Annotated in this window: 24 protein-coding genes and 1 tRNA gene; 16 read left to right on the top strand and 9 right to left on the bottom strand. The window is 66.9% G+C overall.

Annotated features, from left to right (window positions below; all coding sequences use genetic code 11):
- Positions 1-65: 65 nt before the first annotated feature.
- Together B1A78_RS07605 and B1A78_RS07600 are read right to left on the bottom strand one after the other, a co-directional pair.
- The gene (locus tag B1A78_RS07605) at positions 66-1,382 is read right to left on the bottom strand and encodes a homoserine dehydrogenase (RefSeq protein ID WP_077146370.1); all 1,317 of its coding nucleotides are present in this window, start codon (positions 1,380-1,382) and stop codon (positions 66-68) included.
- Between the two features lie 91 nt (positions 1,383-1,473).
- Complete coding sequence (locus B1A78_RS07600) at positions 1,474-2,358, bottom strand: hypothetical protein (RefSeq protein ID WP_077146369.1); 885 nt, start codon at positions 2,356-2,358, stop codon at positions 1,474-1,476.
- Between the two features lie 266 nt (positions 2,359-2,624).
- Between B1A78_RS07600 and B1A78_RS07595 the strand changes: the two genes are divergently transcribed.
- The 6 genes from B1A78_RS07595 to B1A78_RS07570 all read left to right on the top strand — a co-directional run bounded on the left by B1A78_RS07595 (position 2,625) and on the right by B1A78_RS07570 (position 7,351).
- Entirely contained in the window at positions 2,625-3,281 is a 657-nt protein-coding gene (locus B1A78_RS07595) for an energy transducer TonB (protein ID WP_077146368.1), read from the top strand.
- A 117-nt stretch (positions 3,282-3,398) separates the two neighbouring features.
- Positions 3,399-4,151, top strand: a complete 753-nt coding sequence (locus B1A78_RS07590; protein WP_256837519.1) for a MotA/TolQ/ExbB proton channel family protein — start codon at positions 3,399-3,401, stop codon at positions 4,149-4,151.
- A 110-nt stretch (positions 4,152-4,261) separates the two neighbouring features.
- On the top strand, positions 4,262-4,780 hold the full coding sequence (locus B1A78_RS07585; RefSeq protein ID WP_077146367.1) for a biopolymer transporter ExbD: 519 nt from the start codon (positions 4,262-4,264) through the stop codon (positions 4,778-4,780).
- A 35-nt stretch (positions 4,781-4,815) separates the two neighbouring features.
- Entirely contained in the window at positions 4,816-5,241 is a 426-nt protein-coding gene (locus B1A78_RS07580; protein ID WP_077146366.1) for a biopolymer transporter ExbD, read from the top strand.
- Between the two features lie 147 nt (positions 5,242-5,388).
- A complete protein-coding gene (locus tag B1A78_RS07575) occupies positions 5,389-6,699 on the top strand; it encodes a UDP-glucose/GDP-mannose dehydrogenase family protein (RefSeq protein WP_077146365.1) in 1,311 nt (436 codons plus the stop codon).
- A gap of 76 nt (positions 6,700-6,775) precedes the next feature.
- Positions 6,776-7,351 (top strand): superoxide dismutase family protein, encoded by a 576-nt coding sequence (locus B1A78_RS07570; protein WP_179102003.1) that lies wholly within the window; start codon positions 6,776-6,778, stop codon positions 7,349-7,351.
- A 37-nt stretch (positions 7,352-7,388) separates the two neighbouring features.
- Here the strand turns inward: B1A78_RS07570 and B1A78_RS07565 are convergent, their stop codons facing one another.
- Positions 7,389-8,969, bottom strand: a complete 1,581-nt coding sequence (locus B1A78_RS07565; RefSeq protein ID WP_077146363.1) for an MFS transporter — start codon at positions 8,967-8,969, stop codon at positions 7,389-7,391.
- Positions 8,970-9,077: 108 nt separating this feature from the next.
- On the opposite strand from B1A78_RS07565, the gene B1A78_RS07560 reads away from it, so the two are divergent.
- Positions 9,078-9,566 (top strand): low molecular weight protein-tyrosine-phosphatase, encoded by a 489-nt coding sequence (locus B1A78_RS07560; RefSeq protein ID WP_077146362.1) that lies wholly within the window; start codon positions 9,078-9,080, stop codon positions 9,564-9,566.
- On the opposite strand, the gene thpR is transcribed toward B1A78_RS07560, so the two are convergent.
- Entirely contained in the window at positions 9,473-10,090 is a 618-nt protein-coding gene (thpR, locus tag B1A78_RS07555; RefSeq protein WP_077146361.1) for an RNA 2',3'-cyclic phosphodiesterase, read from the bottom strand. The two genes, B1A78_RS07560 and thpR, sit on opposite strands and share 94 nt — an antisense overlap.
- A 130-nt stretch (positions 10,091-10,220) precedes the next feature.
- Between thpR and B1A78_RS07550 the strand changes: the two genes are divergently transcribed.
- Both B1A78_RS07550 and B1A78_RS07545 read left to right on the top strand, forming a co-directional pair.
- Complete coding sequence (locus B1A78_RS07550) at positions 10,221-10,952, top strand: Bax inhibitor-1/YccA family protein (protein WP_077146360.1); 732 nt, start codon at positions 10,221-10,223, stop codon at positions 10,950-10,952.
- 77 nt (positions 10,953-11,029) lie between these two features.
- Positions 11,030-11,917 carry a DUF2785 domain-containing protein gene (locus tag B1A78_RS07545; protein ID WP_077146359.1) on the top strand — a complete coding sequence of 296 codons (888 nt, stop codon included), beginning with the start codon at positions 11,030-11,032 and terminating at the stop codon, positions 11,915-11,917.
- A gap of 9 nt (positions 11,918-11,926) precedes the next feature.
- Here the strand turns inward: B1A78_RS07545 and B1A78_RS07540 are convergent, their stop codons facing one another.
- On the bottom strand, positions 11,927-12,568 hold the full coding sequence (locus B1A78_RS07540) for a glutathione S-transferase family protein (RefSeq protein WP_077146358.1): 642 nt from the start codon (positions 12,566-12,568) through the stop codon (positions 11,927-11,929).
- 103 nt (positions 12,569-12,671) lie between these two features.
- Between B1A78_RS07540 and B1A78_RS07535 the strand changes: the two genes are divergently transcribed.
- The gene (locus tag B1A78_RS07535) at positions 12,672-13,433 is read left to right on the top strand and encodes a molybdopterin-binding protein (protein ID WP_077146357.1); all 762 of its coding nucleotides are present in this window, start codon (positions 12,672-12,674) and stop codon (positions 13,431-13,433) included.
- Here the strand turns inward: B1A78_RS07535 and B1A78_RS07530 are convergent.
- Complete coding sequence (locus tag B1A78_RS07530) at positions 13,406-14,704, bottom strand: MFS transporter (RefSeq protein WP_256837517.1); 1,299 nt, start codon at positions 14,702-14,704, stop codon at positions 13,406-13,408. The genes B1A78_RS07535 and B1A78_RS07530 overlap by 28 nt on opposite strands.
- A gap of 54 nt (positions 14,705-14,758) precedes the next feature.
- Between B1A78_RS07530 and B1A78_RS07525 the strand changes: the two genes are divergently transcribed.
- Positions 14,759-15,535, top strand: a complete 777-nt coding sequence (locus B1A78_RS07525) for a transglutaminase family protein (RefSeq protein ID WP_077146356.1) — start codon at positions 14,759-14,761, stop codon at positions 15,533-15,535.
- 2 nt (positions 15,536-15,537) lie between these two features.
- Here the strand turns inward: B1A78_RS07525 and B1A78_RS07520 are convergent.
- A tRNA-Gly gene (locus B1A78_RS07520) sits at positions 15,538-15,611 on the bottom strand.
- Positions 15,612-15,762: 151 nt separating this feature from the next.
- On the opposite strand from B1A78_RS07520, the gene B1A78_RS07515 reads away from it, so the two are divergent.
- Together B1A78_RS07515 and B1A78_RS07510 are read left to right on the top strand one after the other, a co-directional pair.
- Positions 15,763-16,914, top strand: a complete 1,152-nt coding sequence (locus tag B1A78_RS07515) for an acyl-CoA dehydrogenase family protein (RefSeq protein ID WP_256837516.1) — start codon at positions 15,763-15,765, stop codon at positions 16,912-16,914.
- A gap of 12 nt (positions 16,915-16,926) precedes the next feature.
- On the top strand, positions 16,927-17,871 hold the full coding sequence (locus tag B1A78_RS07510; RefSeq protein WP_077146354.1) for an acyl-CoA dehydrogenase family protein: 945 nt from the start codon (positions 16,927-16,929) through the stop codon (positions 17,869-17,871).
- Here B1A78_RS07510 and B1A78_RS07505 read toward each other — a convergent pair.
- The gene (locus tag B1A78_RS07505) at positions 17,868-18,338 is read right to left on the bottom strand and encodes an Lrp/AsnC family transcriptional regulator (protein ID WP_077146353.1); all 471 of its coding nucleotides are present in this window, start codon (positions 18,336-18,338) and stop codon (positions 17,868-17,870) included. The two genes, B1A78_RS07510 and B1A78_RS07505, sit on opposite strands and share 4 nt — an antisense overlap.
- A gap of 98 nt (positions 18,339-18,436) precedes the next feature.
- Here B1A78_RS07505 and putA point away from each other — a divergent pair, with 98 nt between their 5' ends.
- Positions 18,437-21,526, top strand: a complete 3,090-nt coding sequence (gene putA, locus B1A78_RS07500) for a bifunctional proline dehydrogenase/L-glutamate gamma-semialdehyde dehydrogenase PutA (protein ID WP_077146377.1) — start codon at positions 18,437-18,439, stop codon at positions 21,524-21,526.
- A gap of 171 nt (positions 21,527-21,697) precedes the next feature.
- Here putA and B1A78_RS07495 read toward each other — a convergent pair whose 3' ends face one another.
- Complete coding sequence (locus B1A78_RS07495) at positions 21,698-22,636, bottom strand: tetratricopeptide repeat protein (RefSeq protein ID WP_077146352.1); 939 nt, start codon at positions 22,634-22,636, stop codon at positions 21,698-21,700.
- Positions 22,637-22,795: 159 nt separating this feature from the next.
- Between B1A78_RS07495 and gdhA the strand changes: the two genes are divergently transcribed.
- Both gdhA and B1A78_RS07485 read left to right on the top strand, forming a co-directional pair.
- Positions 22,796-24,151, top strand: coding sequence for an NADP-specific glutamate dehydrogenase (gene gdhA, locus B1A78_RS07490; RefSeq protein WP_077146351.1), 1,356 nt, complete (start codon positions 22,796-22,798; stop codon positions 24,149-24,151).
- A 51-nt stretch (positions 24,152-24,202) separates the two neighbouring features.
- The gene (locus tag B1A78_RS07485; RefSeq protein WP_077146350.1) at positions 24,203-25,687 is read left to right on the top strand and encodes a multiheme c-type cytochrome; all 1,485 of its coding nucleotides are present in this window, start codon (positions 24,203-24,205) and stop codon (positions 25,685-25,687) included.
- The last annotated feature ends 23 nt before the right edge of the window (positions 25,688-25,710 follow it).

Raw genomic sequence — 25,710 nt, 5'->3', positions numbered from 1 at the left:
CCCCTTTTCCCCGCTGCATGGGTAGCAGCGGCGCGGGCGATTTCAAGCGGGCGTGGAGCGGAGCCTCAGAGCGCCAGAATCGGCATATGCATCGGCGCGCCGACGACATGGTCCGACGCCGACAGCGTCGCCAGCGCCGCATGGATTGCGCGCGCCGGGCCCTCGTGCGTGACGATCGCGATCACGACGCCGTCCTGGTCCTCGGTGCCGCGCTGGATGAAGCTTTCGATCGACACGCCCGCGTCGCGCATCGCGGTGGCGATTTCGGCGAGCACGCCGATCCGGTCCTCGACCACCAGCCGCACATAATGTTTGCCGACCCGCGCCCCGGCATCCGCGGCGGGCGCCTCGTCGAGCGCGTCGACCGGCATCGCGAAGGCGGGACCATATTCGTCGCGCGCGATGTCGATGATGTCGGCGACGATCGCCGATGCCGTCGGCCCCGCGCCCGCGCCCGCGCCTTCGAAGAACAGGCGGCCGACGAAATTGCCCTCGGCAACGACGGCGTTCAACGCACCGGGAACATAGGCGAGCGGATGGTCGGCGGGGACGAGGCACGGCTGGACATGCTGATAGAGCCCGTTCGCATCGCGCTCGGCCATGCCGATCAGGCGGACGCGGTGGCCCAGCGCCTCGGCCTCGCGGATGTCCGCCGCGATCAGGTCGCGGATGCCGTTCGTCGCGACCGCGCCGATGTCGAGCCGCGTCCCGAAGCAGAGCGCGGCGAGGATCGAGAGCTTGTGCGCGGCGTCGATGCCGTCGACGTCGAACGTCGGGTCGGCCTCGGCATAGCCCTCGGCCTGCGCCGCGGCGAGCGCGTCGCCGAAGCTCGCGCCGTTCCGCTCCATCTGCGTCAGGATATAATTGCAGGTGCCGTTGAGGATGCCATAGACGCGCGCGATTTCGTTCGCCGACGCGCCCTCGCGGATCGCCTTGATGACGGGAATGCCGCCCGCGACCGCGGCTTCATATTTCAGCGGCGTGTCCTTCGCCTCGGCGAGCCGCGCGAGATCGAGCCCGTGGTGCGCGATCATCGCCTTGTTCGCAGTGACCAGCGCCTTGCCCGCGCCCAGCGCGTGGCGCGCCAGCGTCAGCGCCATGCCGTCGGCGCCGCCGATCATTTCGACGACGACATCGACGTCGTCGGCGCTGACCAGCGCGTCGAGGTCGTCCTCCCAGCGATAGCGCGACAGGTCGACGCCGCGGTCCTTGTGGCGGTCGCGCGCCGACAGCGCGACGATCTCGATCGCGCGCCCGGCACGCCGCGCGATCAGTTCGCGGTTCGCCTCGAGCAGCTTGACGACGCCGCCGCCCACGACGCCGAGCCCCGCGAGCGCGACGCGCAGCGGCGGACGGGGGGCAGGGGCGGGCGAAGGCGACATGGGACACTCCATATATATAGGTGCCAGCGCCCCTATCGGCTTTTCGCGACGAAACAAGAGCCGCGCATCTTTGCGCCGCCCTAGCCCGGCTTTATCCCGCAACCGGCGGTTTGCGCGTCCGCGTGCAGTCGCCGAGCGCGCCGAGCACGATGCCATAGTCCGACGCCGCCTTGCGCCGGTCCTCGGGCGGGGTGCCGGCGAGCTTGTTCAGCGGCAGCTGGCGCGGCAGCCCGCAGGCGAGCCGGTACCAGGCGAGCGTGTCGCGCGCCGGCACCGCCGCCGACCCGTCGACGATCTCGCCGAACGCCGCCGCCCAGCGCCGCGATCCGTCGGCGCTGGTCATGATCGTCAGCGACATCGGTTCGCCGGTCGCGGTGTCGAAGAAGAGTTGCGTCTCACCTTCGCCCGGCAGCGTGCCCGGGACGTGGAAGCCGTTGGCGAAGCCGCTGATCGCCGGCGGTGCGCCCGGCTTGACCAGCTCGGTCAGGATCGCGCGCAGCCGCGCCTCGGTCGCCGGATCCCACGGCAATTGCGCGTCGGGGGCGACGAGCCGGATGCTGCTGGTGCTCGTCGCGCCCGCGGCGCCCGCCGCGACCGGACGCGCGAAGAGCAGGACGGGCTGCTTCTTTTTCAACTTCGCCGGCTTGCCATTGGCGCCGAGCGGCAGGTCGACGAGGTACGAGATGCGCGCCGCGAGCGGTCCCTTGCCGCGAATCAGGCTGACGACGTCGGCTTCGACATAGAATCGGCTCGAACCGGCGGCGACGCCGGGCGCGCGTTCGGCCTTGAGCGCGGTCGCGGACGCGATGCGGGCGTGGATCGCCATCGGCGCCGCGGCGGCGAGGTCGGCGACATCGGCATAGCTATAGGGGCTGGCCGGTGCGGCGGCGACGGGTGCCTGCATCGCGGAAACGGCCGGGAATCCGCCGCTTAGGCCGGCAAGGGCGACGATCGCGACGGGAAGGAGCTGGCGCATGGTTGGTCCACTTTCTGTTTGTCTTTGACACCGGTTGCGGTGGCGGCGTGCCATCTTGGCGCGCGCCACATTAACCGCTGATAAAGGGTTTGCGAACTTGCCGCCACCGCGATAGGACGTCCGGCGAAGCGTCCGGCATAGAACATAACAGCCGGATGCCGCCCGCCGGGTCTGCGGAACGCATCGGAATTATCCGGGCATCTGGCAACTCCCCCCGACGGTTTGGATTGGTGTCAGGATGATCTAGCAAGGAGCGTCGTTCCTGAATGGCTTATGGTGATAGTGTCGACCCTAAAAACAGGGTAGTGGCGATCGTCTTGGTGGGACTGCTGACGGCGGGACTGGGCTACGGCCTGGTTAACGGCCTGAATCTCAGTATCGTCAAGAAGATCGCAGAGAAATTGGATGTGGTGGACGTCGAAGAGCCGCCGCCGCCCGAGGAGCCGCCGCCGCCGCCGCCGCCGGACAATGTCCTGCCGCCGCCGCCGCCGGTCGTGACTCCGCCGTCGCCCTTCCCGCCGCCGGTCGCCGCGCCGCAGATCCAGTCGGTGCCGAAGGCGCCGCCGACGCCGCTGCCGCCGGTCTACACGCCGCCGACGCCCGCTCCGCCGCCGCCGACCCCGGACCTCAGCGCCGCGGGTACGCCGCGTGGCAACCCGGGCCGTTGGGCGACGAACGACGACTATCCGGCCCGCGCCATGCGTGAAGAGCGCGAAGGAACCACGGGTTTCCGTGTGAGCTATGACGCGTCGGGCAAGATCACCAGCTGCGATGTGACGGCTTCGAGCGGCCATGCCGACCTCGATGCCGAAACCTGCAAGCTGATTCAGCGTCGCGGCCGGTTCAACCCGGGCAAGGATCGTGCGGGCAATCCCACGGGCGGTAGCTACAGCAACCGCATCCGCTGGCAGATTCCGCGTTGATCGGGGCCAAGCCCCGCTTCTGGATTTTAACTTTTTGACCGAATTTTGAGAGGGAATACCACGATGATCAATCTGATTGCGACTGCCGCTGCCGCAGGTCACCGCAGCTACGGCATGATGCCGTCGTCTTTCTGCGAGGAAAAGCTCGCCGACCCCACGAACAAGTACGGCGTCTTCCCGGCGCTGTGCGAAGGCGGCTGGATCACGCAGCTGACCGGCCTGGTGCTGGTCATCATGTTCATGGGCACGCTCTACATCCTGTTCACCAAGCTGTTCGAACAGAACAAGGTGATGAACCAGGGCAAGGCCGTCGACGCCAACTTCTGGCGCGCGCCGACGCTGGCCGAAGGTGCGGCGAAGCTCGAAAAGAACAGCGCCTATCGTCAGGTCGTCGAAGACGGTCTGCGCGCCAACGAAGAGCATAACAAGCTGACCGACCCCGTCGAAGCGCATGACTGGATGCACGGCACGCTCGAGCGTTCGCAGAACCACATCAACTCGCAGCTGAACTCGGGCCTCGCGTTCCTCGCGACCGTCGGTTCGACCGCGCCGTTCGTCGGTCTGTTCGGTACCGTTATCGGCATTCTGAACGCGCTCGTGAAGATCGGTGCGTCGGGTCAGGCGTCGATCGACGCGGTTGCCGGTCCGGTCGGTGAAGCGCTCATCATGACCGCCGTCGGCCTGATCGTCGCGGTTCCCGCGGTGCTCGCGTTCAACTGGCTGCAGAGCCGCAACAAGGCGATCAGCCGCCGTCTGTCGACCTTCTCGAACGACGTTCTCGGTTCGATCATGTCAAACGGCCAGGTGAAGCCGGTCCTCGTCGCTCCGGCGAAGGCCGCCGCTCCGGCCGCTGCGCCGAAGAAGGCCTGATCTTTGGCCCCGTCCTTCGGGCGGGGGCAAAGCGGACAGGGCGGTGCGTCGCGTCAAGGCGGCCGCCGCCCGGGTCCATGACTATAATTTTGTGACAGGATGCTGATCCTATGGGAATGAGTGTAGGCGACAAGGGCGACGATGCCCCGATGTCCGACATCAACACGACCCCGCTCGTGGACATCATGCTTGTGCTGCTCATCATCTTCCTCATCACGGTTCCCGTGGTGTTGGAAACGGTGAACCTCAAGCTGCCCGACGTGGTGTTCGAAGCGACGACGACAAAGCCCGAAAATGTGCTGCTGTCGGTCCGCTCGGGCGACACCGATGGCGACGGCGAACCCAATCCCGAAAGCACGGTTTGCGAAGTCTATTGGGGCCAGACCCCGGTCGACTCCAAGCAGTTGCTCGAAAAGGGCCAGGACAAGCTGAAGAAGCTGCTCGAGGATATCGGCGGCGTCGACAATATCACCGAGGATAATTTCCCCGAAGTGCACATCCGCGGCGACATCAACACGCCGTACCAGTGCATCGGCGGGGTGATCTACACCATGCAATATGCTGGTTTCCAGAAGATCGGGTTCATTTCGGAACCGGCTCCTGGCTCGGGTATGCTGGAGCGCATGTAAGCGCGTTCCGACACAAGCTATGAAGGAATAATCGCATGTCCATGGCAGTTGGAGATCGGGACGAAAACGAACCGATGATGGATATGAACACGACGCCGCTGATCGACGTCATGCTCGTGCTCCTCATCATGTTCATCATCACGATCCCGCCCCAGACCCACGCGGTGAAGATCGACCTTCCGGTGCCGACCGACGCAAAGAACAACGTCGATCCGGTAAAGAACAAGGTCATGATCGACCCCGCCGGGACGATCACCTGGAACGGCCAGCCGGTCGACCTGGCGACGCTCGAACGCTACCTGCTCGAAACCAAGCAGCTGGCGGTCGAACCCGAGCTGCAGGTCCAGCCGGACGCCTATGCACGCTATATCGTCGTCGATCGCGTGATGGCGGTGATCAAGCGCAGCGGCGTCGGCAAGCTCGGCTTCGTCGGCAACGAACGATATGGCCGCGTCTTCTGATCGCTGATCGCAAGCGCGTGAAACAAACAGGAAGGGCCGCGAAGCAATTCGCGGCCCTTTCCCTTTGGGCGCTTTGGCTTTAAGGACGCGCCGCATCCCCGCGCGCGCCGCCGCCGCGCCGCCATCCTCATCAAAAGGGTTTCGCCGATGAAAATCGCCATGATCGGAACGGGCTATGTCGGCCTGGTTTCGGGTGCCTGCTTTTCCGACTTCGGTCATGATGTGGTGTGCGTCGACAAGGATGCCGCCAAGATCGACGCGCTGCACGCCGGCCGCATGCCGATCTACGAACCCGGGCTCGACGCGCTCGTCGCGGCAAATGTCGCCGCCGGGCGCCTGTCCTTCACCACCGAACTCGCCCCCGCCGTCGCGGGGGCCGATGCGGTGTTCATCGCGGTTGGCACCCCCTCGCGCCGTGGCGACGGCCACGCCGACCTCTCCTATGTCTTCGGCGCCGCCGAGGAGCTGGCCGCAACGCTCGACCATGACTGCGTCATCGTCACCAAGTCGACCGTGCCCGTCGGCACCGGCGACGAGGTCGAACGCATCTTGCGCGAAGGCGCGCCGGGGCGCAGCCACAGCGTCGCGTCGAATCCCGAATTCCTGCGCGAAGGCGCCGCGATCGGCGACTTCAAGCGCCCCGACCGCATCGTCATCGGCGCCGAGGATGCGCATGGCGAGGCGGTGCTGCGCGAAGTCTATCGCCCGCTCTTCCTCAACGAGGCGCCGATCCTCGTCACCCGCCGCCGCACGGCGGAGATGATCAAATATGCCGCCAATGCCTTCCTCGCGACCAAGATCACCTTCATCAACGAAATCGCCGACCTGTGCGAAGCCGTCGGGGCCGAGGTGCAGGACGTCGCGCGCGGTATCGGCCTCGACAACCGCATCGGCGCCAAATTCCTCCACGCCGGCCCCGGCTATGGCGGCAGCTGCTTCCCCAAGGACACGCTGGCCCTGCTCAAGACCGCGCAGGACAATGACGTGCCGCTGCGCCTCGTCGAGGCGACGGTGCTCGCCAACGACCTGCGCAAGCGCGCGATGGGGCGCAAGATCGTCACCGCACTCGGCGGCAATGCGCGCGGCAAGACCGTCGCGCTGCTCGGCCTGACCTTCAAGCCCAACACCGACGATATGCGCGATTCGCCCAGCCTCGCGATCGTCCAGACGCTGATCGACGCCGGCGCGCGCGTCACCGCCTATGATCCCGAGGGCATGGAGATCGCGGCGCCGATGATGCCCGATGTCGAAATGAAGGCGAGCGCCTATGCCGCCGCCGACGGCGCCGATGCGGTGGCGATCGTCACCGAATGGGATGCCTTCCGCGCGCTCGACCTCGCGCGCCTCGGCGCGGCGATGACCGACAAGCTGCTCGTCGACCTGCGCAACATCTATCGCCGCGACGAAGTGGCGCGTCACGGTTTCCGCCACATCGCTATTGGAACCAGCGGCGAATAGGGGCATCGTCGCGGCGGGCGGAACGAATCCGTCGTCGGGGCATTCCGCTTCCGACCATCTTTCCCGGGAGCAAGATATGACGACGCGTTCGACCATGGGCCGCAGGCTGACCATCGGGGCGCTGGCCCTCTCGACCGTCGCGCTTGCCGGCTGCGACACGATGGGCGGCAAGAAGGACCCGGTGTCGAACCTGCCCGTTCCTGACGCTTCGGCGCAGCTGTTCGATGCACGCGGCGCCGACCGCGGCCGAGTCGATATCTACCGCGACAGCGACGGGCTGCGCCTCGAACTGGTCGCGCGCGGTTTCGCGGCGGGCACCTATGGCATGCACGTCCATGCCGTCGGTCAGTGCGACGCCCCCAAATATACGACCGCCGGCCCGCACTGGAACCCGACGAACGCCCAGCATGGCCGCGAGAATCCGATGGGCGCGCATCATGGCGACATGCCCAATCTGGTGATCGAACCCGACACCATCGGCCGCGCGACGCTGCGCATCGTCGGCTCGCGGCTGTCGGGCGATGGCGCGCTGCTCGACGCCGACGGCGCCGCTTTCGTGATCCATGCCAAGCCTGACGACTATAAGACCGATCCCAGCGGCAACAGCGGCGACCGCATCGTCTGCGGCGTGATCACGGCGAAGGCGGGGTAACAACGTCGCCCCCGCCTGCGCGAGGGCGACGTGCAGATCAAGCCTGCGCCCGTTCCTCGATCGTCGCCTCGGCCTGTGGCACCGCGCGATAGGCGTAGATCAGCAGCGCGAGCGCGATCGGCGCAACCGCGATCAGCGACAATATGCCGGTGCGCAGGTCGCTGACCGGTTTGCCGTCGACCACGGTCCCCGCAAGAACCGAAATCTGCCCGACCATATAGGGGCCGAACGACAGGCCGACGAGCGTCGTGCCCAGGAAGAAGGCGGCGGTCGCGGTACCGCGCATCCTCGGCAGCACCAGGTCCTGCGTCGTCGCGGCCGCGGCACCGAGCGCGGTCGCGCCGAAGGCCCCGGCGAGGAAGTTCATCACATAGAAAAGCGTCGGATCGGGGGTGGTATAGCCGATCCAGATCGGCACCACCGGCGCGACGACGCCAAAGATGATCATCACGATGCGGCCCGACGGGTTGCGGGCGCGCAGATAGTCGGCGATCCGTCCGCCGACGATCACTCCGACGAACCCGCTGATCGCGCCGTTCGCGCCCAGCCAGAAGGCCAGTTCCTTCTTCGGAATGCCGAGCACGGTCTCGGCATAGGGCGCCGACCAGAAACCGAGTGCATAGGCGGCAAGGCTGACCAGTCCATAGCCGAGCGTCGTGCAGATGAAGGCAGGGGTTCCCCAGATCAGGCGGAAGGTTGCGGGGTCGTGCGCGCGCAGCGTGCTCGCCCAGGAAAAAACGGCATAATAGCCAAGCCCGACCGCGATCCATTGCGGTTCGTTGCCCGTCAGTTCGATCATCCACCACGCAAAGGCGGACACAGCCAGCGCAACGCCGATGTTGATCGCCAGCGCGGTGGGTCCGCGTTTCCACGCGCCCCACAGCGTGAGCGGCGGGACGATCATCGACAGGTCCTTGCCGAACTCGCGGAACGGCGCCGGCGAACTCGGGCTCGGCGTGCCGTCCATCGCGCCGCGCACGGGTTCGCGCAGCGTCGCGACCCAGATCGCGACGAGGATGCCGGGAATGCCGACCGCGAGGAAGGCCGCCTGCCAGCCGACCAGCCCCATCGGGCCGCCGCCGGCATAGGCCTTGTTCCACGCCTCGACGATCAGCGCGCCGATGAACAGCGACACGCCGCCGCCGATATAGAGCCCCGAGGAATAGATCGCGAGCGCGGTCGCCTTCTGCCGCTTCGGAAAATAGTCCGAGATCAGCGAATAGGCGGTCGGACTCGCGGTCGCCTCGCCGACGCCGACGCCCATGCGGGCGAAGGTCAGCGTCAGCTTGTCATAGGCAAAGCCCGACAGCGCGGTCATCGTCGACCACAGCGTCAGGCCGATCGACAGCAGCCTGACGCGGCTCCAATTGTCCGCCAGCCGGCCGAGCGGAATGCCGAACAGCGCATAAAAGACCGCAAAGGCGGCACCGCCGAGAAAGCCGAGATCCGAATCGTCGAGCCCCAGGTCAGCCTTCACATCGACCGCAAGGATGCTCAAAATCTGCCGGTCGATGAAGTTCAGGATATAGACGACGACCAGCACGAACAGCACATACCAGCTATAGCCGGTCGCCTTCGGCTCCGGCGCTGCCGGAATATCGCTCGCGGTATCGGCCATCTGGCAACCCTCTCCCTGACCCATTATCTCGTTGGCGTCATGGCTAGCAGAGCGGGCCAAGGGCGCAAGTTGAAAGTCGGTTCAACTTTGGCGATGGAGTGAGGCGTTATGCGAAAAGATCGACAAAATCCCCCCGCCATCCTCTTCCTCTGCCTCGGCAATATCTGCCGCTCGCCGCTCGCCGAGGGTGCCGCCCGCGCGGCCTTCGCTGCGGCAGGCATCGCCGCGACGCTCGATTCGGCGGGGACCGGCGACTGGCACGTCGGACGCCCGCCCGATCGCCGCGCGCTTGCCGAGGCGCGGCGCCGCGGGGTCGATATCTCGGACCTGCGCGCCCGCCAGCTTGCCCCCGCCGATTTCACCCGCTTCGATCTGATCCTCGCCGCCGATGCGGAGAATCTGCGCGAGGCGCGCGCGCTGGCGCCCGCAAATGCCACCGCGCGGCTGATGCTGATGCTCGATCTCGTCCCCGGCCGCTCGGGCGACAGCGTCACCGACCCCTATTATGGCGCCGACGATGGCTTTGCCGAAACATGGGACGATGTCAGCGCCGTCGCGGCGGCGCTCGTCGCCGATGCCGCCGGATCGAGCGGATAGCGCGCAACGGGGTGATAGCGCGACCCGCCATGCCCCATCTCGCTTTCGTACAGCGTGACATGGTCGAAGCGGAAGGGTCCGCTCGCAAGGTCGCTGTGCAGCGCGAGGAAAGGCGCGACCGGCCCAGAGCCGCGGTTGAGCCGCGCCAGCGTGATATGCGGCACGAACGCGCGCGTTTCGGGCGCCACCCCGACGCGCGCCAGCAACTGGTCGACCTTGCGGTGCAGCGCCGCGATCGCATCCTGCGGTTCGACCCCGGCCCAGATCATGTGCGGGCGGCCGTGATGCTCGAACAGATCGACCCCCGAGATCCGCGCGGTGACCGCTGGGGCGTGCAGCGCACCGAGCGCCGCCGCTATATCCTCGGCGCGATGATGATCGACCTCACCGATGAAACGCAGGGTCAGATGCAGCTGGTCATCGGTCTGCCAGCGCGCGCCCGCGATGCCGTGCATCGCGGCACTCAGCGCGGCGCGGACGGGGTGCGGCGGGCGCAGCGCGACGAACAAACGGTGGGTCGACATGGCCGCCCCAGCATAAGCCCTTCGGGGGAAGCCGAAAGCCTCTTGTCCGGTTTCGCTTGAAAGCGCGGGAAAAAATAACGATATTGCGGGCTATGGCCGGTATGGGCTGGCCAATGATGGAGTGAAAACAATGGCTAATTGGAACGACCCCAATATGGCGGCTTCCGGTTTTGGCGCCGCAGCGACTGCAACGGACCAGGCCGTCGATGCCGGCCTGCGGTCGTACATGCTGTCGGTTTACAACTATATGGCGTCGGGCGTGCTGCTCACCGGCATCGTCGCCCTGCTCGCCTTCCAGTCGGGCTTCACCGCTTCGATGGTGACGAGCCCGCTGTGGTTCGTCGTCGCGCTGGCGCCGCTGGCGTTCATTCTGGTGCTGAGCTTCGGCATCAACAAGCTGTCGACCGCTGCGATGCAGGGCATTTTCTGGGCCTTCGCCGTGGTGATGGGCCTGTCGATGTCGACGATCTTCATCCGCTTCGGCATGGGTTCGATCGCGCAGACCTTCTTCGCGACCGCGGCTGCCTTCGCGGGTCTCAGCCTCTACGGCTACACCACCAAGAAGGATCTGTCGGGCTTCGGCACCTTCCTGATCATGGGCCTGATCGGCATCATCGTCGCCGTCCTGCTCAACGCCTTCATCTTCCAGTCGCCCGCGCTGATGCTGGCGATCAGCGTTGTCGGCGTGCTCGTGTTCGCGGGCCTGACCGCCTATGACACGCAGAAGATCAAGAGCATGTATTTCTACGTCCGCGGAACGGACATGATGGGCAAGACCGTGATCATGGGGGCGCTGAACCTCTATCTCGACTTCGTCAACATGTTCACCTTCCTGCTCAACCTGCTGGGCAGCCGCGAATAAGCGGGCCGACGAACGAAAGACCAAGAAAGCCCGGCGAAGCGATTCGCCGGGCTTTTGCTTTGGGGGAAGGCGCGGGGATGAAAGCGATCTGGGCGGCCATCGGCCTGATGGCGACTGCGCCGGCGACGGCGAGCGAGGCAAGCTCGTGCCGCGTCGAACGCCCCGCCGACGGCGATCTCAAATCCCACGCCGCGCGCTATTTCGCAAAGGCCGATGCCGCGGCGATCGACGCGCTGCTTACCTGCCTCGGCGATCCCGACAGTGCGGTCCGCGACGGCTTCGCCTTCACCCTCTGGTCCGAAGGCCTGCGCGGCCGGCACGTCGCGCCCGCATTAATGCGTCACGCCAACGCGCAGCTGCAGGCGATGCTTTCGGAGCCCGACGATGCACCCGGCTTCCGCCGTCCCTTTGCCGCGCTCGCGCTGGCCGAGGTCGCGCGCGCCGACCGCATCGCACCCTTCCTGACCGATGAGGAACTGCACGGCCTTGCCGAAGCGGGGGCCACCTATCTGCGCGGCGTGACCGACTATCGCGGTTTCACCCCGGGCGAGGGCTGGCGCCACGGCGTTGCGCACGGCGCCGACCTGATGCTCCAGCTCTCGCTCAATCCGCGCCTGACGCGCGCCGACGCCGGACTGCTGCTCGGCGCGATCGCCGCGCAGGTCGCTCCCGCCGCCGGCCCTTATTATATCCACGGAGAGCCCGCGCGCCTTGCCGCACCGATCTTGTACCTCGCGCGGCGCTCCGACATCGACGATGCCGCCTGGGCGGCCTGGTTTCGTGCGCTCCATCCCGATGACGGCGCGCGGTGGCAGGACGCCTATGCGAGCGACGCCGGGCTGGCGGCGGTGCACGACACCACCGCCTTCGCCAATGCCATCTACCTCAGCGCCTCCGAAGCGCAGGATCCGCACATCCGCCGCCTCGCCCCGCTCGCGGTCGAACTGATCAAGGCGCTGCCTTAGGTCGAGACCCTAGGCCGGGGCGGTTCCCGCCGCCTGCATCTCGGCAATCAGCCCGTTGTCGATCGCCTTGGCGCGCTTATACCCGTCGCGCTCGCGCAAACCCGCGGCATAGGCCTCGAACGCCGGGCGGCTCGTGATGGTGCCGAACTGCAAACCCCAGTCGACCTGGCTGCCGACATAGACGTCGGCGGCGGTGAATCTGTCCCCAGCGACATAGGTTTTGCCCGCGACCGCGCTTTCGAGCGCGTCGAGCGCATGGTCGAGCGTCCCGAAGCCCGCCGAGCGCTGCTGGTCGGCGTCGGGTTCGATCCCGAAATGCCGGGCGGTGATCGCCTGCTCGACCGGGCCGGCGGCAAAGAACATCCAGCGATAATAATCGGCGCGGTCCCCGGGCGCGGGCGCGAGCCCGGCGTCCGGAAAGGCGTCGGCCAGATAGGCACAGATCGCGGCGCATTCGGTGACGATCTTGCCGTCGTGGACGATCGCCGGAACCTTGCCCATCGGGTTGATCGCCAGATAGGCGTCGTCCTTCATCGACGTGCCATAGCCGAGGATGTTGGTCTCATAGGGCGCGCCGACCTCTTCGAGCATCCAGCGGACGATCTGCCCGCGCGACATCGGGTTGGTGTAGAAAATCAGCTGATCGGCCATCGTGCATCTCCCTTGGCTCGGCGAGTCGATATGGAACATATCAGGAACATGTGTGCCGCGCCACCGGGGTTGTTTTGTCATGCGGGGCGGGTAAGGCAAAGCAATGAGCGACGAACGTATCTGGACAGCCGCCGTACTGGTGATCGGCGACGAAATTCTCTCGGGCCGCACCCAGGACAAGAATGTCGCGCAGATCGCGACATGGCTCGACGTGCAGGGGATTCGCCTGCGCGAGGTGCGCATCGTCCCCGATGTCGAAGCGGAGATTATCGACGCGCTGAACGCGATCCGCGCGCGCTACGACTATGTCTTCACCACCGGCGGCATCGGCCCGACGCATGACGACATCACCGTCGATGCGGTCGCCAAGGCGCTCGGTGTCGGGGTGATCGTCCACCCCGATGCACGCGCGATTCTCGAACGCTATTACACCGCGCGCGGCGGCGAACTGACCGAGGCGCGGCTGCGCATGGCGCGCACCCCCGATGGCGCCGAGCTGATCCCCAACCGCATGTCGGGCGCCCCCGGCATCCGCATCGGCAACCTGTTCGTGATGGCCGGCGTGCCGCATATCACCGCGGGCATGCTCGACGCGCTGACCGGCGAACTCGAAGGCGGCGCGCCGCTCGTCGCGCATACGATCGGCGCCTGGGCGCCCGAAAGCGAGGTCGCCGACCTGCTGCGCCAGGGCGAAAAGGATCATGCCGGGGTCGCGATCGGCAGCTATCCTTTTTTTCGCGACGGCCGCGTCGGCGCCAATTTCGTCATACGCTCGACCTCGGCTGCGGCGGTCGCTGCCTGTGTCGCGATGCTGACGACGGGGCTCGAGGCTGCGGGCTATGCGGTAACCGACGGCGGCATCTGATCGGCCGCCGCGTCGTCGCTCGTCCGCGTCACGCGGGGCAGGCGGCGCAACATGAGGATCGCGAGCAGGCCAAAGACGGCCGCGACGAGGAAGGCGGCGCCCGGAAAATGCACCGGGGCCTGGCTGCCGGTAAACCAGGCCATCGTCCCGATCAGCAATGTCGGTGCGACGATCTGCCCCAGCCCCATCGCCATCGCCGAAATGCCCTGCACCTCGCCCTGCATCGCGGCGCTGGCGCGGCGCGACATCAAGGCGTTGAGCGAGGGCTGCACCGGCGCCTGGAACATGATCGGCACGATCAGCAGGAAGGCGCCCCAGCTCGTGTCGACAAAGGCATAGCCGATATAGATGGCGATCGCGACGAGGATGCCGATCGTCGCCGCGTCGCGCTCGCCGAAGCGCCGCACCGCCGGCCCGACGACAAAGGCCTGCCCCAGCGCGATCGCAATGCCGACCGCGGCGAGGCTCGCGCCGATCATCTTCGACGACCAGCCGAGCTGCGCGATGCAATAGAAGCTCCACGTCATCGGATAGACGAGGCTTGAAACCTGCCACAGGGTCAGGACGGTCGCGATCCCGCTCATGCCCGGCAGGCCGCGCATCGTCTTCCACGCGCCGAACGGGTTGGCGCGGCGCCAGTCGAAACTCCGCCGGCGCTCGGGCGGCAGCGTGTCGGGAAAGATGAAAAGGCCATAGAGCATGTTGGCGGCCGCGAGCAGCGCCGCCGCGACGAAGGGCGCGCGCGAACTCGTCTCGCCAAGGAAGCCGCCGATCACCGGACCGACGACGAAGCCGATCCCGAACGCCGCGCCGACAAAGCCGAAATTGCGCGCGCGATTTTCAGGGATCGTGACGTCGGCGATCGCCGCCTGCGCCGCCGCGACGCTGCCGCCGAAAATGCCCGACAGCGCGCGCGCGACGAACAGCCAGGGCAGGGTATGGACGATCGTCAGCAGGATATAGTCGGCGGCGAGCCCGGCGAGCGACAGCAGCAGCACGCGCCGCCTCCCGAAATGGTCCGACAGATTGCCGAGCACGGGCGAGGCGAGGAAGGTCGCGACCGCCATCACCAGCCCGATCGCCGTCGCGATCCCCATCGCGCTTGCAAGGTTGACCTGCCCCACCTCCATCACCAGCTGTGGCAGCACCGGCATGATGATGCCGAACCCGATCGCATCGATGAAGATGGTGGCGACGATGAAGGGAATGGTACGCGCGGCGGTGGTCACGAAATTGTCCTGCTTCGGCGGGAAAGCGGATGCGGCTTGCACCGGCGCGATGACGCGCCTAGCGGCACCGATCCCTCCCCCATGCGTTGTCGATAGATGAAACTCGAAATCTCCGCCTCCCTAAATTACCGGCTGCCCGAACCGGTCGACCTGATGCTCCAGATCGAGGCCGCCGACGGCCATGGCCAGCGTGTCCTCGACGCCTCGCTCGATCTCGGCAAACCCGACCTTCTCGCGCGTGTGCCGACCGCGAACGGCATTTGCGATCCGATCTGGCTCCGCGAGGAAGGGCATTTGCGCGTCGCCTATCGCGCCACCGTCGCGGTCGATCGCCCCGCGGTCGATCTTGCGGGCCTCGCCGCGATTCCGCTGCACCGCTTGCCGGCCGAGGCGGTTCCCTATCTCAACGAATCGCGCTATTGTCCCTCGAACAAGTTCCACGCTTTCGTCGAACGCCGGTTCGGCGAGCATGAGGGCGGGGTGAAGATCGCGCGGATGCGCGACTGGATCGAAAGCCGCTTCACCTATGTTCCCGGCACCAGCACGTCGGAGACCGGCGCGCTCGACAGCTTCGTCGAGCGGCGCGGCGTGTGCCGCGACTATGCGCATGTGATGATCGCGCTGGCGCGCGCCGCGCATATCCCGGCGCGCATGGCGAGCGCCTATGCGCTCGGCGTTGCGCCGCAGGATTTCCATGCGGTTGCCGAAGTCTATCTTGCGGGCGACTGGCATCCGGTCGATGCGACCGGCATGGCGCGCGCCGACGCGATGGCGCGCATCTGCATCGGCCGCGACGCCGCCGACGTCGCCTTCCTCACCGCCTATCGCGAGATCGAGCTCATCGGACAGTCGGTCGAGGTGAAAGAGGGATAGGCTGGAGCGGGTGAAGGGAATCGAACCCTCGTATTCAGCTTGGGAAGCTGCTGCTCTACCATTGAGCTACACCCGCGCGCCATCGGCGCGTGCCGTTTCGGGCCTTTGCCGCCATCCGCGCCTTCGGTCAACATCCGATACGGCGTTGGCGCTCCGCAAAAAAGCGGCTTGTCGCATCGCGGCGCGCGCCATAGGCGCTTTCCAACGATAATATTGGAAGGATGCCGGTGTTCGATACGCTCACCCTCGCCAGCCTGCCCGCCGCCGACGAGGCGCTGCGCCCGGCGATCCGCGCGCTCGCCGATGCGGCGGCGGCAGAGGCCTCCGCCGATGTCCGCGCGCGATCCTGGTCGGGCTTCGATCCGGCGTTCAGCCGCCGCCTCGGCGCTGCGGGCTTCCTCGGCCTCACCTTGCCCAAGGTCTATGGCGGGCAGGAGCGCGGCCCCTTCGCGCGTTTCGTCGTCGTCGAGGAACTGCTGTCGGCGGGCGCGCCGGTCGCGGCGCACTGGATCGCCGACCGCCAGAGCGCGCCGCTGATCCTGAATTACGGCAGCGAGGCGCAGCGCGATTTCTACATCCCGCGCATCTGCCGCGGCGAACTCGTCTTCTGCATCGGGATGAGCGAGCCGGGCTCGGGCTCCGACCTTGCCAGCGTGCGCACGCGCGCCGAGCGCACGACAACCGGCTGGCGCGTCAACGGCCAGAAGATCTGGACCACCAATGCGATGCACGGCGATTATATGATCGCGCTCGTCCGCACCTCGGGTAGCAGCGAGGATCGCCATACCGGCCTGTCGCAGCTGATCATCGATTTGAAGGCCCCGGGGGTCACCGTCCGCCCGATCGCCGACCTCGCCGGCGACGCGCATTTTGCCGAGGTTTTCTTCGACAATGTCGACCTGGCCGACGATGCGCTGATCGGGAACGAGGGCGAGGGCTGGAAACAGGTCACCGCCGAACTCGCCTTCGAACGCAGCGGGCCCGAGCGCATCTATTCGAGCGTCGTGCTGCTCGACGCGTGGATTGCGCATTTGCGCGGCGTTGGTCGCAACGATGACGCGACGTCGGCGCTGGTCGGCGATTTCACCGCGCGCCTCGCGACGTTGCGCGCGATGTCGATCGCCTGCACCGCGCGGCTCGCGCTCGGCGAAAGCCCGGTGACCGAGGCGTCGCTGGTCAAGGATCTCGGCACTGCCTTCGAACAGGAATTGCCGGTGGCGATCGGCGACGATCTCGCCGCGCATCCGGGCGAGGCGGTCGATGCCGAACTCTATCGCACCTTGATGTTCGTCACCTATATCGCTCCCAGCTTCTCGCTGCGCGGCGGCACGCGCGAGGTGCTGCGCGGCATCATCGCGCGCGGAATGGGGCTTCGGTAAGGGATTGGGCTGATGAGCGAATTTCTCGAACCCTTCGAGCGGATGCTCGAGGATGTCGCTACCCCCGCCGCGGTGCGCGCGATCGAACAGGGCGGCAGCATCGAGACGATGTGGGGCGCCTTTGCCGAATCGGGTTTCCTCGACGCGCTGGTGCCCGACGATCGCGGCGGCGCGGGCCTGTCGCTGGCCGACGCACATCCGCTGTGGATGGCGCTCGGTCGCCATGCGGTGCCGCTCCCCGTCGGCGAGACGATGATCGCGCGCGCGTTGCTGAAGGCTGCGCCGGAGGGACCGATCGCACTCGCCGTCGCCGAGGGCGCGGCTGCCGTGGTGCCGTGCGGCTTGGTCACGGAGCAGTTGCTGGTCGAAGCGGACGGCGGACTGCACCTCGTCGAGACGAAGGGTGAAGCAACCGGCGTGCCCGCCAGCCTCGCAGCGCGGTTCGATCTCGGGGCGCTGCCGGCGCCGGTCGCGCCGGCAGCCGAAGGTGGTCTGCGCGGCCTCGCCGCGATCCTGCGCGCGGCACTGATCGCGGGCGCCGCCGAGCGGCTTACCCAAATGACGGCAGCCTATGCCAATGAGCGTGTCCAGTTCGGCAAGCCGATCGGGCGGCAACAGGCGCTGCAGCAGCAGATGGCGGTGATGGCCGAGGAAATGGTCGCCGCGCGCATCGCCTCGCAGCTCGGCTGCGCGGGCAGTTTCCCGCCGAGCCTCGTTGCGGCGGCCACCGCCAAATCGGTGGCGAGCAAGGCGGCGGCGCGTGTCGCCGCGACCGCGCACGCGGTCCATGGCGCGATCGGGATCAGCGAGGAGCATGACCTCCAGCTCTTCACCCGCCGCCTCCACGAATGGCGGCTCGCCGACGGATCGGAAACCTATTGGAACCGCCTGCTCGGCGCCGCGCGGCTCGACGATGCCGGCCGGTCGGTCGACTATGTGCGCTCGGCTTTCGCCTAGCGCGCCGACTCTAGGATCGTCTCCATCGCGACGAAGGTCGAGGTGCTCGCGACATGCGGCAGGCTCGAAATCTTCTCGCCGAGCACGATGCGATAGCGGCGGATGTCGGGGGTGCGGACCTTGAGCAGATAGTCGAAGCTGCTCGCGATCATATGGCATTCCTCGACCTCGGGGATCTGGCGTACCGCATGGTTAAACTGGCGCAGCGCCTCCTCGCGCGTGTCGGACAATTTCACCTCGGTAAAGGCGACATGGTCGAGCCCGACCTTGGCGGGATCGACGATCGCGCGAAATCCGGTGATCAGCCCGCTGTCGACCAGCCGCTTCACGCGCGCCTGGCACGGGGTTTTCGACAGCCCGACCTGCAGCGCCAGATCGGTATAGGTGATCCGCCCGTCGCGGCCGAGAATGGTCAGGATCTTGCGGTCGAACTCGTCCAGATCGACCAAGGAGGCATTATTTTTCATATGATCAGACTAAGCATCAGTCAATCTTTGGTCAAAACATATATCATAGCGGCATAATGAAGTCGGATCGACTTCGCGCAATCTGCTATGTATCGACCATGACCCAGCCCCTCGACCGCGCCGCCATCCGCGCCCTCGCCCGCCGTCCCGAAGCCGATATCGTCGCCGAGCTGCGCGCCGAACTCGCCCGCTCGCCCGCCACCGTGGACGCGACGACCGCACGCGGGCTCGCGCTGATCCGCAAGGCGAAGGCCGAGGGCGAGCGCGAGACGCTCGTCGCGCAGCTAATGAACCGCTATCGCCTCTCGACCGAGGAAGGCGTCGTGCTGATGTGCCTCGCCGAGGCGCTGCTCCGCGTCCCCGACAGCGCGACCGCCAATGCGCTGATCCGCGACAAGATCGCCGGGCGCCGCTGGAACGAGGGCGAGGATGAGGACAGCCCGCTGATCGTCGCGCTCTCGGCGCGCGGCCTCTCGCTCGGCTCGGCGACGCTGATGCTCGGCGCGATGGGCAGCAAGGCGAACCCGCTCGCGCTCCTGAAATCGATGATCCGCCGCTCGGGCGAGCCGGTGATCCGCCAGGCTTCGCTCGCCGCGATGAAGATGCTCGGCCAGCAGTTCGTGATGGGCGAGACGATCGACGCCGCGGTCAAGCGCGCCGACAAGGAGAAGAGCGAACTTGCGAGCTTCGACATGCTCGGCGAGGCGGCGCGCACCGCCGAAGACGCGCAGCGCTATTACGACAGTTACGCCAATGCCATCACGCGCATCGGCAAACATGCAAAGGCGGGCGATCCGCACGCCAACCATGGCATTTCGATCAAGCTGTCGGCGCTCCACCCGCGCTATGAATATCTCCAGCCCGCGCGCACCCGCGACGAGCTGATCCCGCGCGTGATCGAACTCGCGCGCGCCGCGCGCGCGGTGAACATTCCGCTGATGATCGACGCCGAGGAGAGCGACCGGCTCGAGCCGCATATGGACGTCTATGCCGCGCTGATCGACGCCGGCATCGCCGACGGCTGGACCGGGCTCGGCATCGTGATCCAGGCCTATCAGAAGCGTGCGCCCGAGGTGATCCGCTGGGTCGCCGCGAAGGCGCGCGCGCGCGGCGTCAAGCTGTCGATGCGGCTGGTGAAAGGCGCATACTGGGATACCGAGATCAAGCGCGCGCAGACGATGGGGCTCGCCGACTTCCCGGTCTTCACCGCGAAGAACCACACCGATCTCAATTACATGGTTTGCGCGCAGATCTTGCGCGACGCGCAGGACGCCATCTTCCCTGCCTTCGCGAGCCATAATGCGATGACATTGGCTTTCGTCGCCGAGCTGTTCGCGGGCGCCGATTACGAGCTGCAGCGGCTCCACGGCATGGGCGAGGGCGCGCATGATGCGATCGTCGGCCTGTTCCCGCCGCCGCGCCCGGTCCGCGTCTATGCACCGGTCGGCACGCACCGCGACCTGCTCGCCTATCTCGTCCGCCGCCTGCTCGAAAATGGCGCGAACTCCAGCTTCGTGCACCAATTTTCCGATCCCGACGTCACCGCCGAACAGCTCGCGGTCGACCCGCGCAGCATCGCGAGCAAGCCGTCGACGATTCCCACCGGCCGCACCCTGCTCGATCCCGAGCGCCGCAATTCGCGCGGTTATGATCTTGGCGAACCCGGTGTGCCCGAGGCGCTGATGGCGGCGATCGCCCAGGCGCGCCGCGCAAATCCCGTCGCGGCGCCGATCGTCGCGGGTCGGACGCTGACCGGCACCGCCATATCCGTCCACAACCCCGCGACCGGCGCCGCCATCGGCTCGGTGATCGAGGCCGACGCCGCAGCCGTCGATGCCGCGGTCGCCGCGTCGCAAAAGGTGCAGGAGGATTGGAGCCTCGCCGGCGGCGCCTTCCGCGCCGAGCGGCTCGAGCGCGCCGCCGACCTGCTCGAAGAGCGCGACGCGCTGTTCCTCGGCCTCGCGATCGACGAGGCGGGCAAGACGCTCGTCGACGCGGTCGCCGAAGTGCGCGAGGCGGTCGATTTCCTCCGCTATTATGCGGGCCAGGCGCGCGCACATTTCACCCACCCGCTGCCGCTCCCCGGCCCGACCGGCGAGCGCAACGAACTGATGCTCGAGGGCAAGGGCATCTTCGCCTGCATCAGCCCGTGGAACTTCCCGCTCGCGATCTTCCTTGGTCAGGTGTCGGCGGCGCTTGCTGCGGGCAATGCGGTGCTCGCCAAGCCCGCCGAACAGACCCCGCTGATCGCGCACGCCGCGGTCGAACTGCTCCACGAAGCCGGCGTGCCGGCCGAACTGCTCCACTATCTCCCCGGCCGCGGCGAGACGGTCGGTGCGGCGGTCACCGGCCACGCTGATGTCATCGGGGTCGCCTTCACCGGCTCGACCGAGGTCGCGCGGCTGATCAACCGCAGCCTCGCGATGCGCGACGGCCCGATCGCGACGCTGATCGCCGAAACCGGCGGCGCCAATGCGATGATCGTCGATTCGACCGCGCTTCCCGAACAGGTCGCGCGCGACGCCGTCGCCAGCGCCTTCCAGTCGGCGGGCCAGCGCTGCTCGGCGCTACGCCTGCTCTGCGTGCAGGAGGATGTCGCTGAGGGCATGATCGAGATGGTCGCGGGCGCGATGGCCGAACTCGACGTCGGCAATCCGGGGCTGCTCGCGACCGACACCGGCCCGATCATCGACGAAGAGGCGCAGGCCAATATCGCGACCTATGTCGCCGACGCTCGCGCCGCGGGCCGCGTGCTCGCCGAAGCTGGCGGCGAATTGCCTCCCGGCGGCCATTTCGTCCGCCCCGCGCTGATCCGCCTCGACCATGTCACCGATCTCAAGCGCGAGATCTTCGGCCCCGTGTTGCACGTTGCGACATGGAAGGGTGGCGAGCTCGACGGACTGATCGATGCGATCAACGCCTCGGGCTATGGCCTGACGCTCGGCGTGCACACGCGTATCGACGGCGTCGCGGCGCATGTCGCGGCGCGCGCAGCGGTCGGCAACGTCTATGTGAACCGCAACCAGATCGGCGCGATCGTCGGCTCGCAGCCCTTCGGCGGACGCGGCCTGTCGGGCACCGGGCCGAAGGCCGGCGGCCCGCATTATCTGTTCCGCTTCGCCGAGGAAAAGTCGATCTCGACCGACATCACCGCCGCGGGCGGCAATGCGGCGCTGATGGCCGGGTGATTTTGGCTCGCACAAAGCCACGAAGCCACAAAGAGCCTCAGACCCGTTGGCCCTGAGCCTGTCGAAGCGCCGTTCTTTCTTCGGTCGATCAAGAACGGTGCTTCGACAAGCTCAGCACGAACGGAGATGGAGAGTTCCTCTTTGTGGCTTCGTGGCTTTGTGCGAGTCTCCTCACGCCCCCGGCACGCCGAGCAGCTGCGCCTGCGCCTTCAATCGCGCCGCAGCGCCCGGATTGGCAGCGATCCCGTCCTTCAGCGCCTGTGCCGCCTTGGCGCTCTCGCCCAGCGTCATGCGGCTGCGCATCAGCATGATCCAGCGGTCGACGTCGGCGGGATTCGCCTTCAGCTTGGTTTCCAGCCCGTCGACCATGCCCTGGATCATCGCGTCCTGCTGGCCCTTGGGCAGCTGCGATGCGGCTTCCATATCGGCGCGGCTCGGTCCGGGGATCGCGCGCGCCGCGACCGGCATTTCGTCGGCGGTCAGCGCGCGCGGCCGGGTCGCGGCGAGTCGGGCCGCGACATCGATCTTGTTGATCTTGCCGACATCCTCGATCGTCCGGCGCAGATTTTCTTCCCATGGCGCGCCCTGCGGCGTGTCGGCGAGGAGTGCGAACCAGTCCTCGATCGCGCCCTTGTGATCCTTTTCGACGTCCTTTTTCACCGCGAGGAAATAGCGCGCGCGCGGATCCTTGGGGTCGAGCGCGATCGATTTCTGGAAGGCGGTGAGCGCTTCGGCGGGGAAGGGATCGCTCCGGCTCGCATAGATTCGCGCCTCGCCGAGCGCCGACCAAAGCCCCGCCGATTGCGGCGAAAGCGCCACCGCCTTTTCATAAGCGGCGATCGCAGCGGGAAAATTCTCGAGGTCGAAACGTGCTTCGCCGAGCATTTTCCACGCCTCCGGATTATCGGGTTCGGCCTTGGTCCGCGCCTCGAGCGCCGCGAGCTGGTCGGCGGGCGCGGCCGCCGCTTCGGGCGCCGCGACGGCGCTGTCTCCGGCGGAATCGCGCCAGATCGCATAGCCGATCGCGGCCGCCAGCAGCACGAAGGCGGCGATCAGGATTGCGCGATTGGTGCCCGTCATGCCGCCCGCCATCTTGTTGCTCTCGCTCATTTTTGCCCCTCTGTTCGCGCCTGCGAAAAAAACTCGCCGACATCCGCTGGTGTCTTGCCTTTGCCGGACGATGGTGTAGCCTTTGAAGGGCAAGGTCGGTCAACGACAAAATCGTCAACGGGTCGCACCGATTTTCCCAGTTCAACAGGGGAGGGGTGCATGGCAGTATCGGATCATGTCGATTTTTCGACATTCATGGAGGGCGTGAAAAAACGCAATCCGGGGCAGACGGAGTTTGTCCAAGCGGTCCAGGAAGTCTCCGAAGACATTTTCGACTTCATCAAGGACAAGGAAGAATATCACGCGCAGCAGATCCTGCGGCGCATCGCCGAACCCGACCGGGTCGTGTCCTTCCGCGTCTGCTGGGAAGACGATAACGGCAATGTCCGCGTCCAGCGCGGCTGGCGCGTCCAGAACAACAATGCCATCGGCCCGTACAAGGGCGGCATCCGCTTCCACCCCTCGGTCACCGAATCGGTGCTCAAATTCCTCGCCTTCGAACAGACGTTCAAAAATGCGCTGACCGGCCTCCCCATGGGCGGCGGCAAGGGCGGGTCGAACTTCAACCCCAAGGGCAAGAGCGTGCGCGAGATCATGCGCTTCTGCCAGAGCTTCATGACCGAACTCTATCGCCACATCGGCGCCGACATCGACGTGCCGGCGGGCGACATCGGCGTCGGCGGCCGCGAAATCGGCTTCATGTTCGGCCAGTACAAGCGCATCACCAACGAATTCACCGGGGTGCTCACCGGCAAGGGCCTCGAATGGGGCGGCTCGCTGATCCGGACCGAGGCGACCGGCTATGGCGCGGTCTATTTCCTCGCCAACATGCTGGCGGCGAAGAATATGGATCTCGTCGGCAAGACCGCGGTGATCTCGGGTTCGGGCAATGTCGCGACCCATGCCGCCGAAAAGATCGTCCAGCTCGGCGGCAAGGTGCTGACCCTGTCCGATTCGGGCGGCTTCATCCACGATCCCGACGGCATCACCCAGGAAAAGATCGACTGGGTGAAGGTCCACAAGACCCATCGCCGCGGCCGCATCGAGGAATATTGCGACGAGTTCAAGGGCGCCAGCTTCACCGCGGGCAAGACCCCCTGGGGCGTCAAATGCGACGTCGCGCTGCCGTGCGCGACGCAGAACGAGCTGCTCGGCGAGGATGCCAAGACGCTGGTCAAGAACGGCTGCATCGCGGTCAGCGAAGGCGCCAACATGCCGACCAACCTCGAGGGCGTGCATGTCTTCAAGGATGCGAAGATCATGTTCGCGCCGGGCAAGGCTGCCAACGCCGGCGGTGTCGCGGTTTCGGGCCTCGAAATGAGCCAGAACAGCGAACGCCGCAGCTGGAAGGAAAGCGAGCTGCAGCAGATGCTCAAGGACATCATGGACGGCATCCACAACAGCTGTATCACCTATGGCGATCAGGGCGGTGGCTATATCGACTATGTGAAGGGCGCCAATATCGCCGGCTTCAAAAAGGTCGCCGATGCCATGCTGGCGTTCGGGGTGGTGTAAGTTTCGGACCGAGGCGCAAAAGCGTCCGGTCGGGGTAAAAGGGGTTCTGCGATGACGACGCACGCTGGAAAGGAGCGCCGCGATCGGCCCTCGGCGGCTTTTGCCGCCGTGCGGTCGTCGCTCGTGGCTTTTGCCGCCCTCGTGCTGATGCTGGCGACGCTTGCCGTCGCGGCCGTCATCGCCGCCCCGCCCGCCCGTTCGCAGGGCGAGGACGGCGGCCGCTACACCGGCGTCGCCTCGTGCGCCGGCTCGACCTGCCACGGCCGGATGGAGGGCGACGGTGCCGTCGTCCGCCAGGACGAGCTCATGAAGTGGCAGGAGCCTTCGACCCCCGGCGGCGCGCACAGCCGCGCCTGGGCGGTGCTCAGCAACAGCCGCAGCCAGTTCATCGCCCGCAATCTCGGGCTCAAGGATGCGGCGACCGCGCCGATGTGCCTCGGCTGCCACAGCACCAAGGGCGCGATCGACGCGCTCGGCGCGCAGCGCGGCACCGTTCCGCTCGAGGACGGCGTCGGCTGCGAATCGTGCCACGGTCCCGCAGGCGGCTGGATCGCCAGCCATTATGCCGGCGTCGGCACCAACGCCGACCCCGATCGCGAAAGCCGCGAAAAACATCTCGCCAACCTGTCGGCGGGGCTCCGCAAGCTCGAGGATCCCGTCGTGCGCGCCGGGGTGTGCGTCGACTGCCATTTCGGCTCGTCGGGCGAGGGCCAGTTCGTCACCCACCGCATCATGGCGGCGGGGCACCCGCGCATCTCGTTCGAACTCGACCTCTTCTCCTCGCTCCAGGCGCACCATCAGGAAGATGACGACTATGGCTGGCGCAAGTTCGGCGCGGCCGGCGGGCGCACCGATCATGTCCAGATGTGGGCGGTCGGGCAGGCGGTCGCGCTCGAACGCAGCCTCCAGCTCTTCCAGTCGAAGCGCGGGACCGAGGGCATGTTCCCCGAATTCTATTTCCTCGATTGCCACAGCTGTCACCGCCGGATCTACGACCAGGCGAAGCCGGTGAAGACCAGCATGGACAATGTCGGGCGCAACATTCCCGAGGGCATGCCGCCCTATAATGACGAGAATCTGATCATGCTCGCCGCCGCAGCGCGGATCGCCGCGCCGGGGCTCGCCGACCAGCTCGAAACCCGCACCGCCGCCTTCCACCGCGCGATCATGGTCGACCGGGCGAGCGCGGTGCAGGCCGCGGCGCAGCTCGGCCAGACCGTCGCGGCGCTGAAATCGGCCTTCGCCTCGCGCAATTTCTCGGGCGCCGACGCCTTCACGCTGGTCGATGCGATTTCGGCCAAGGCGGTGGGCGATCGCCTCACCGACTATTCGGGGTCGCAGCAGGCGGTAATGGGGGTCGACACCCTGCTCAATTCGATGGTCTCGTCGGGGCGGATCACCGTCGGCGCTGCCGCCGGCATCCGCGGCGACATCGACCGCGCCTATGCCGCGGTGAAGGATCCCAATGCGTTCAAACCCGCCGAATTCCAGGCCTCGCTCGGCAGCGCGGTGCGCGCCATTCGGGCGCTGCGCTGATCGTCATGCCGAACCATAGCCGC

The sequence above is a fragment of the Sphingopyxis sp. KK2 genome (assembly GCF_001990265.1).
Taxonomy (GTDB): Bacteria; Pseudomonadota; Alphaproteobacteria; order Sphingomonadales; family Sphingomonadaceae; genus Sphingopyxis.
The sequence above is the reverse complement of the archived record's forward strand: the minus strand, read 5'-3'. Positions and strand labels throughout refer to the sequence as shown.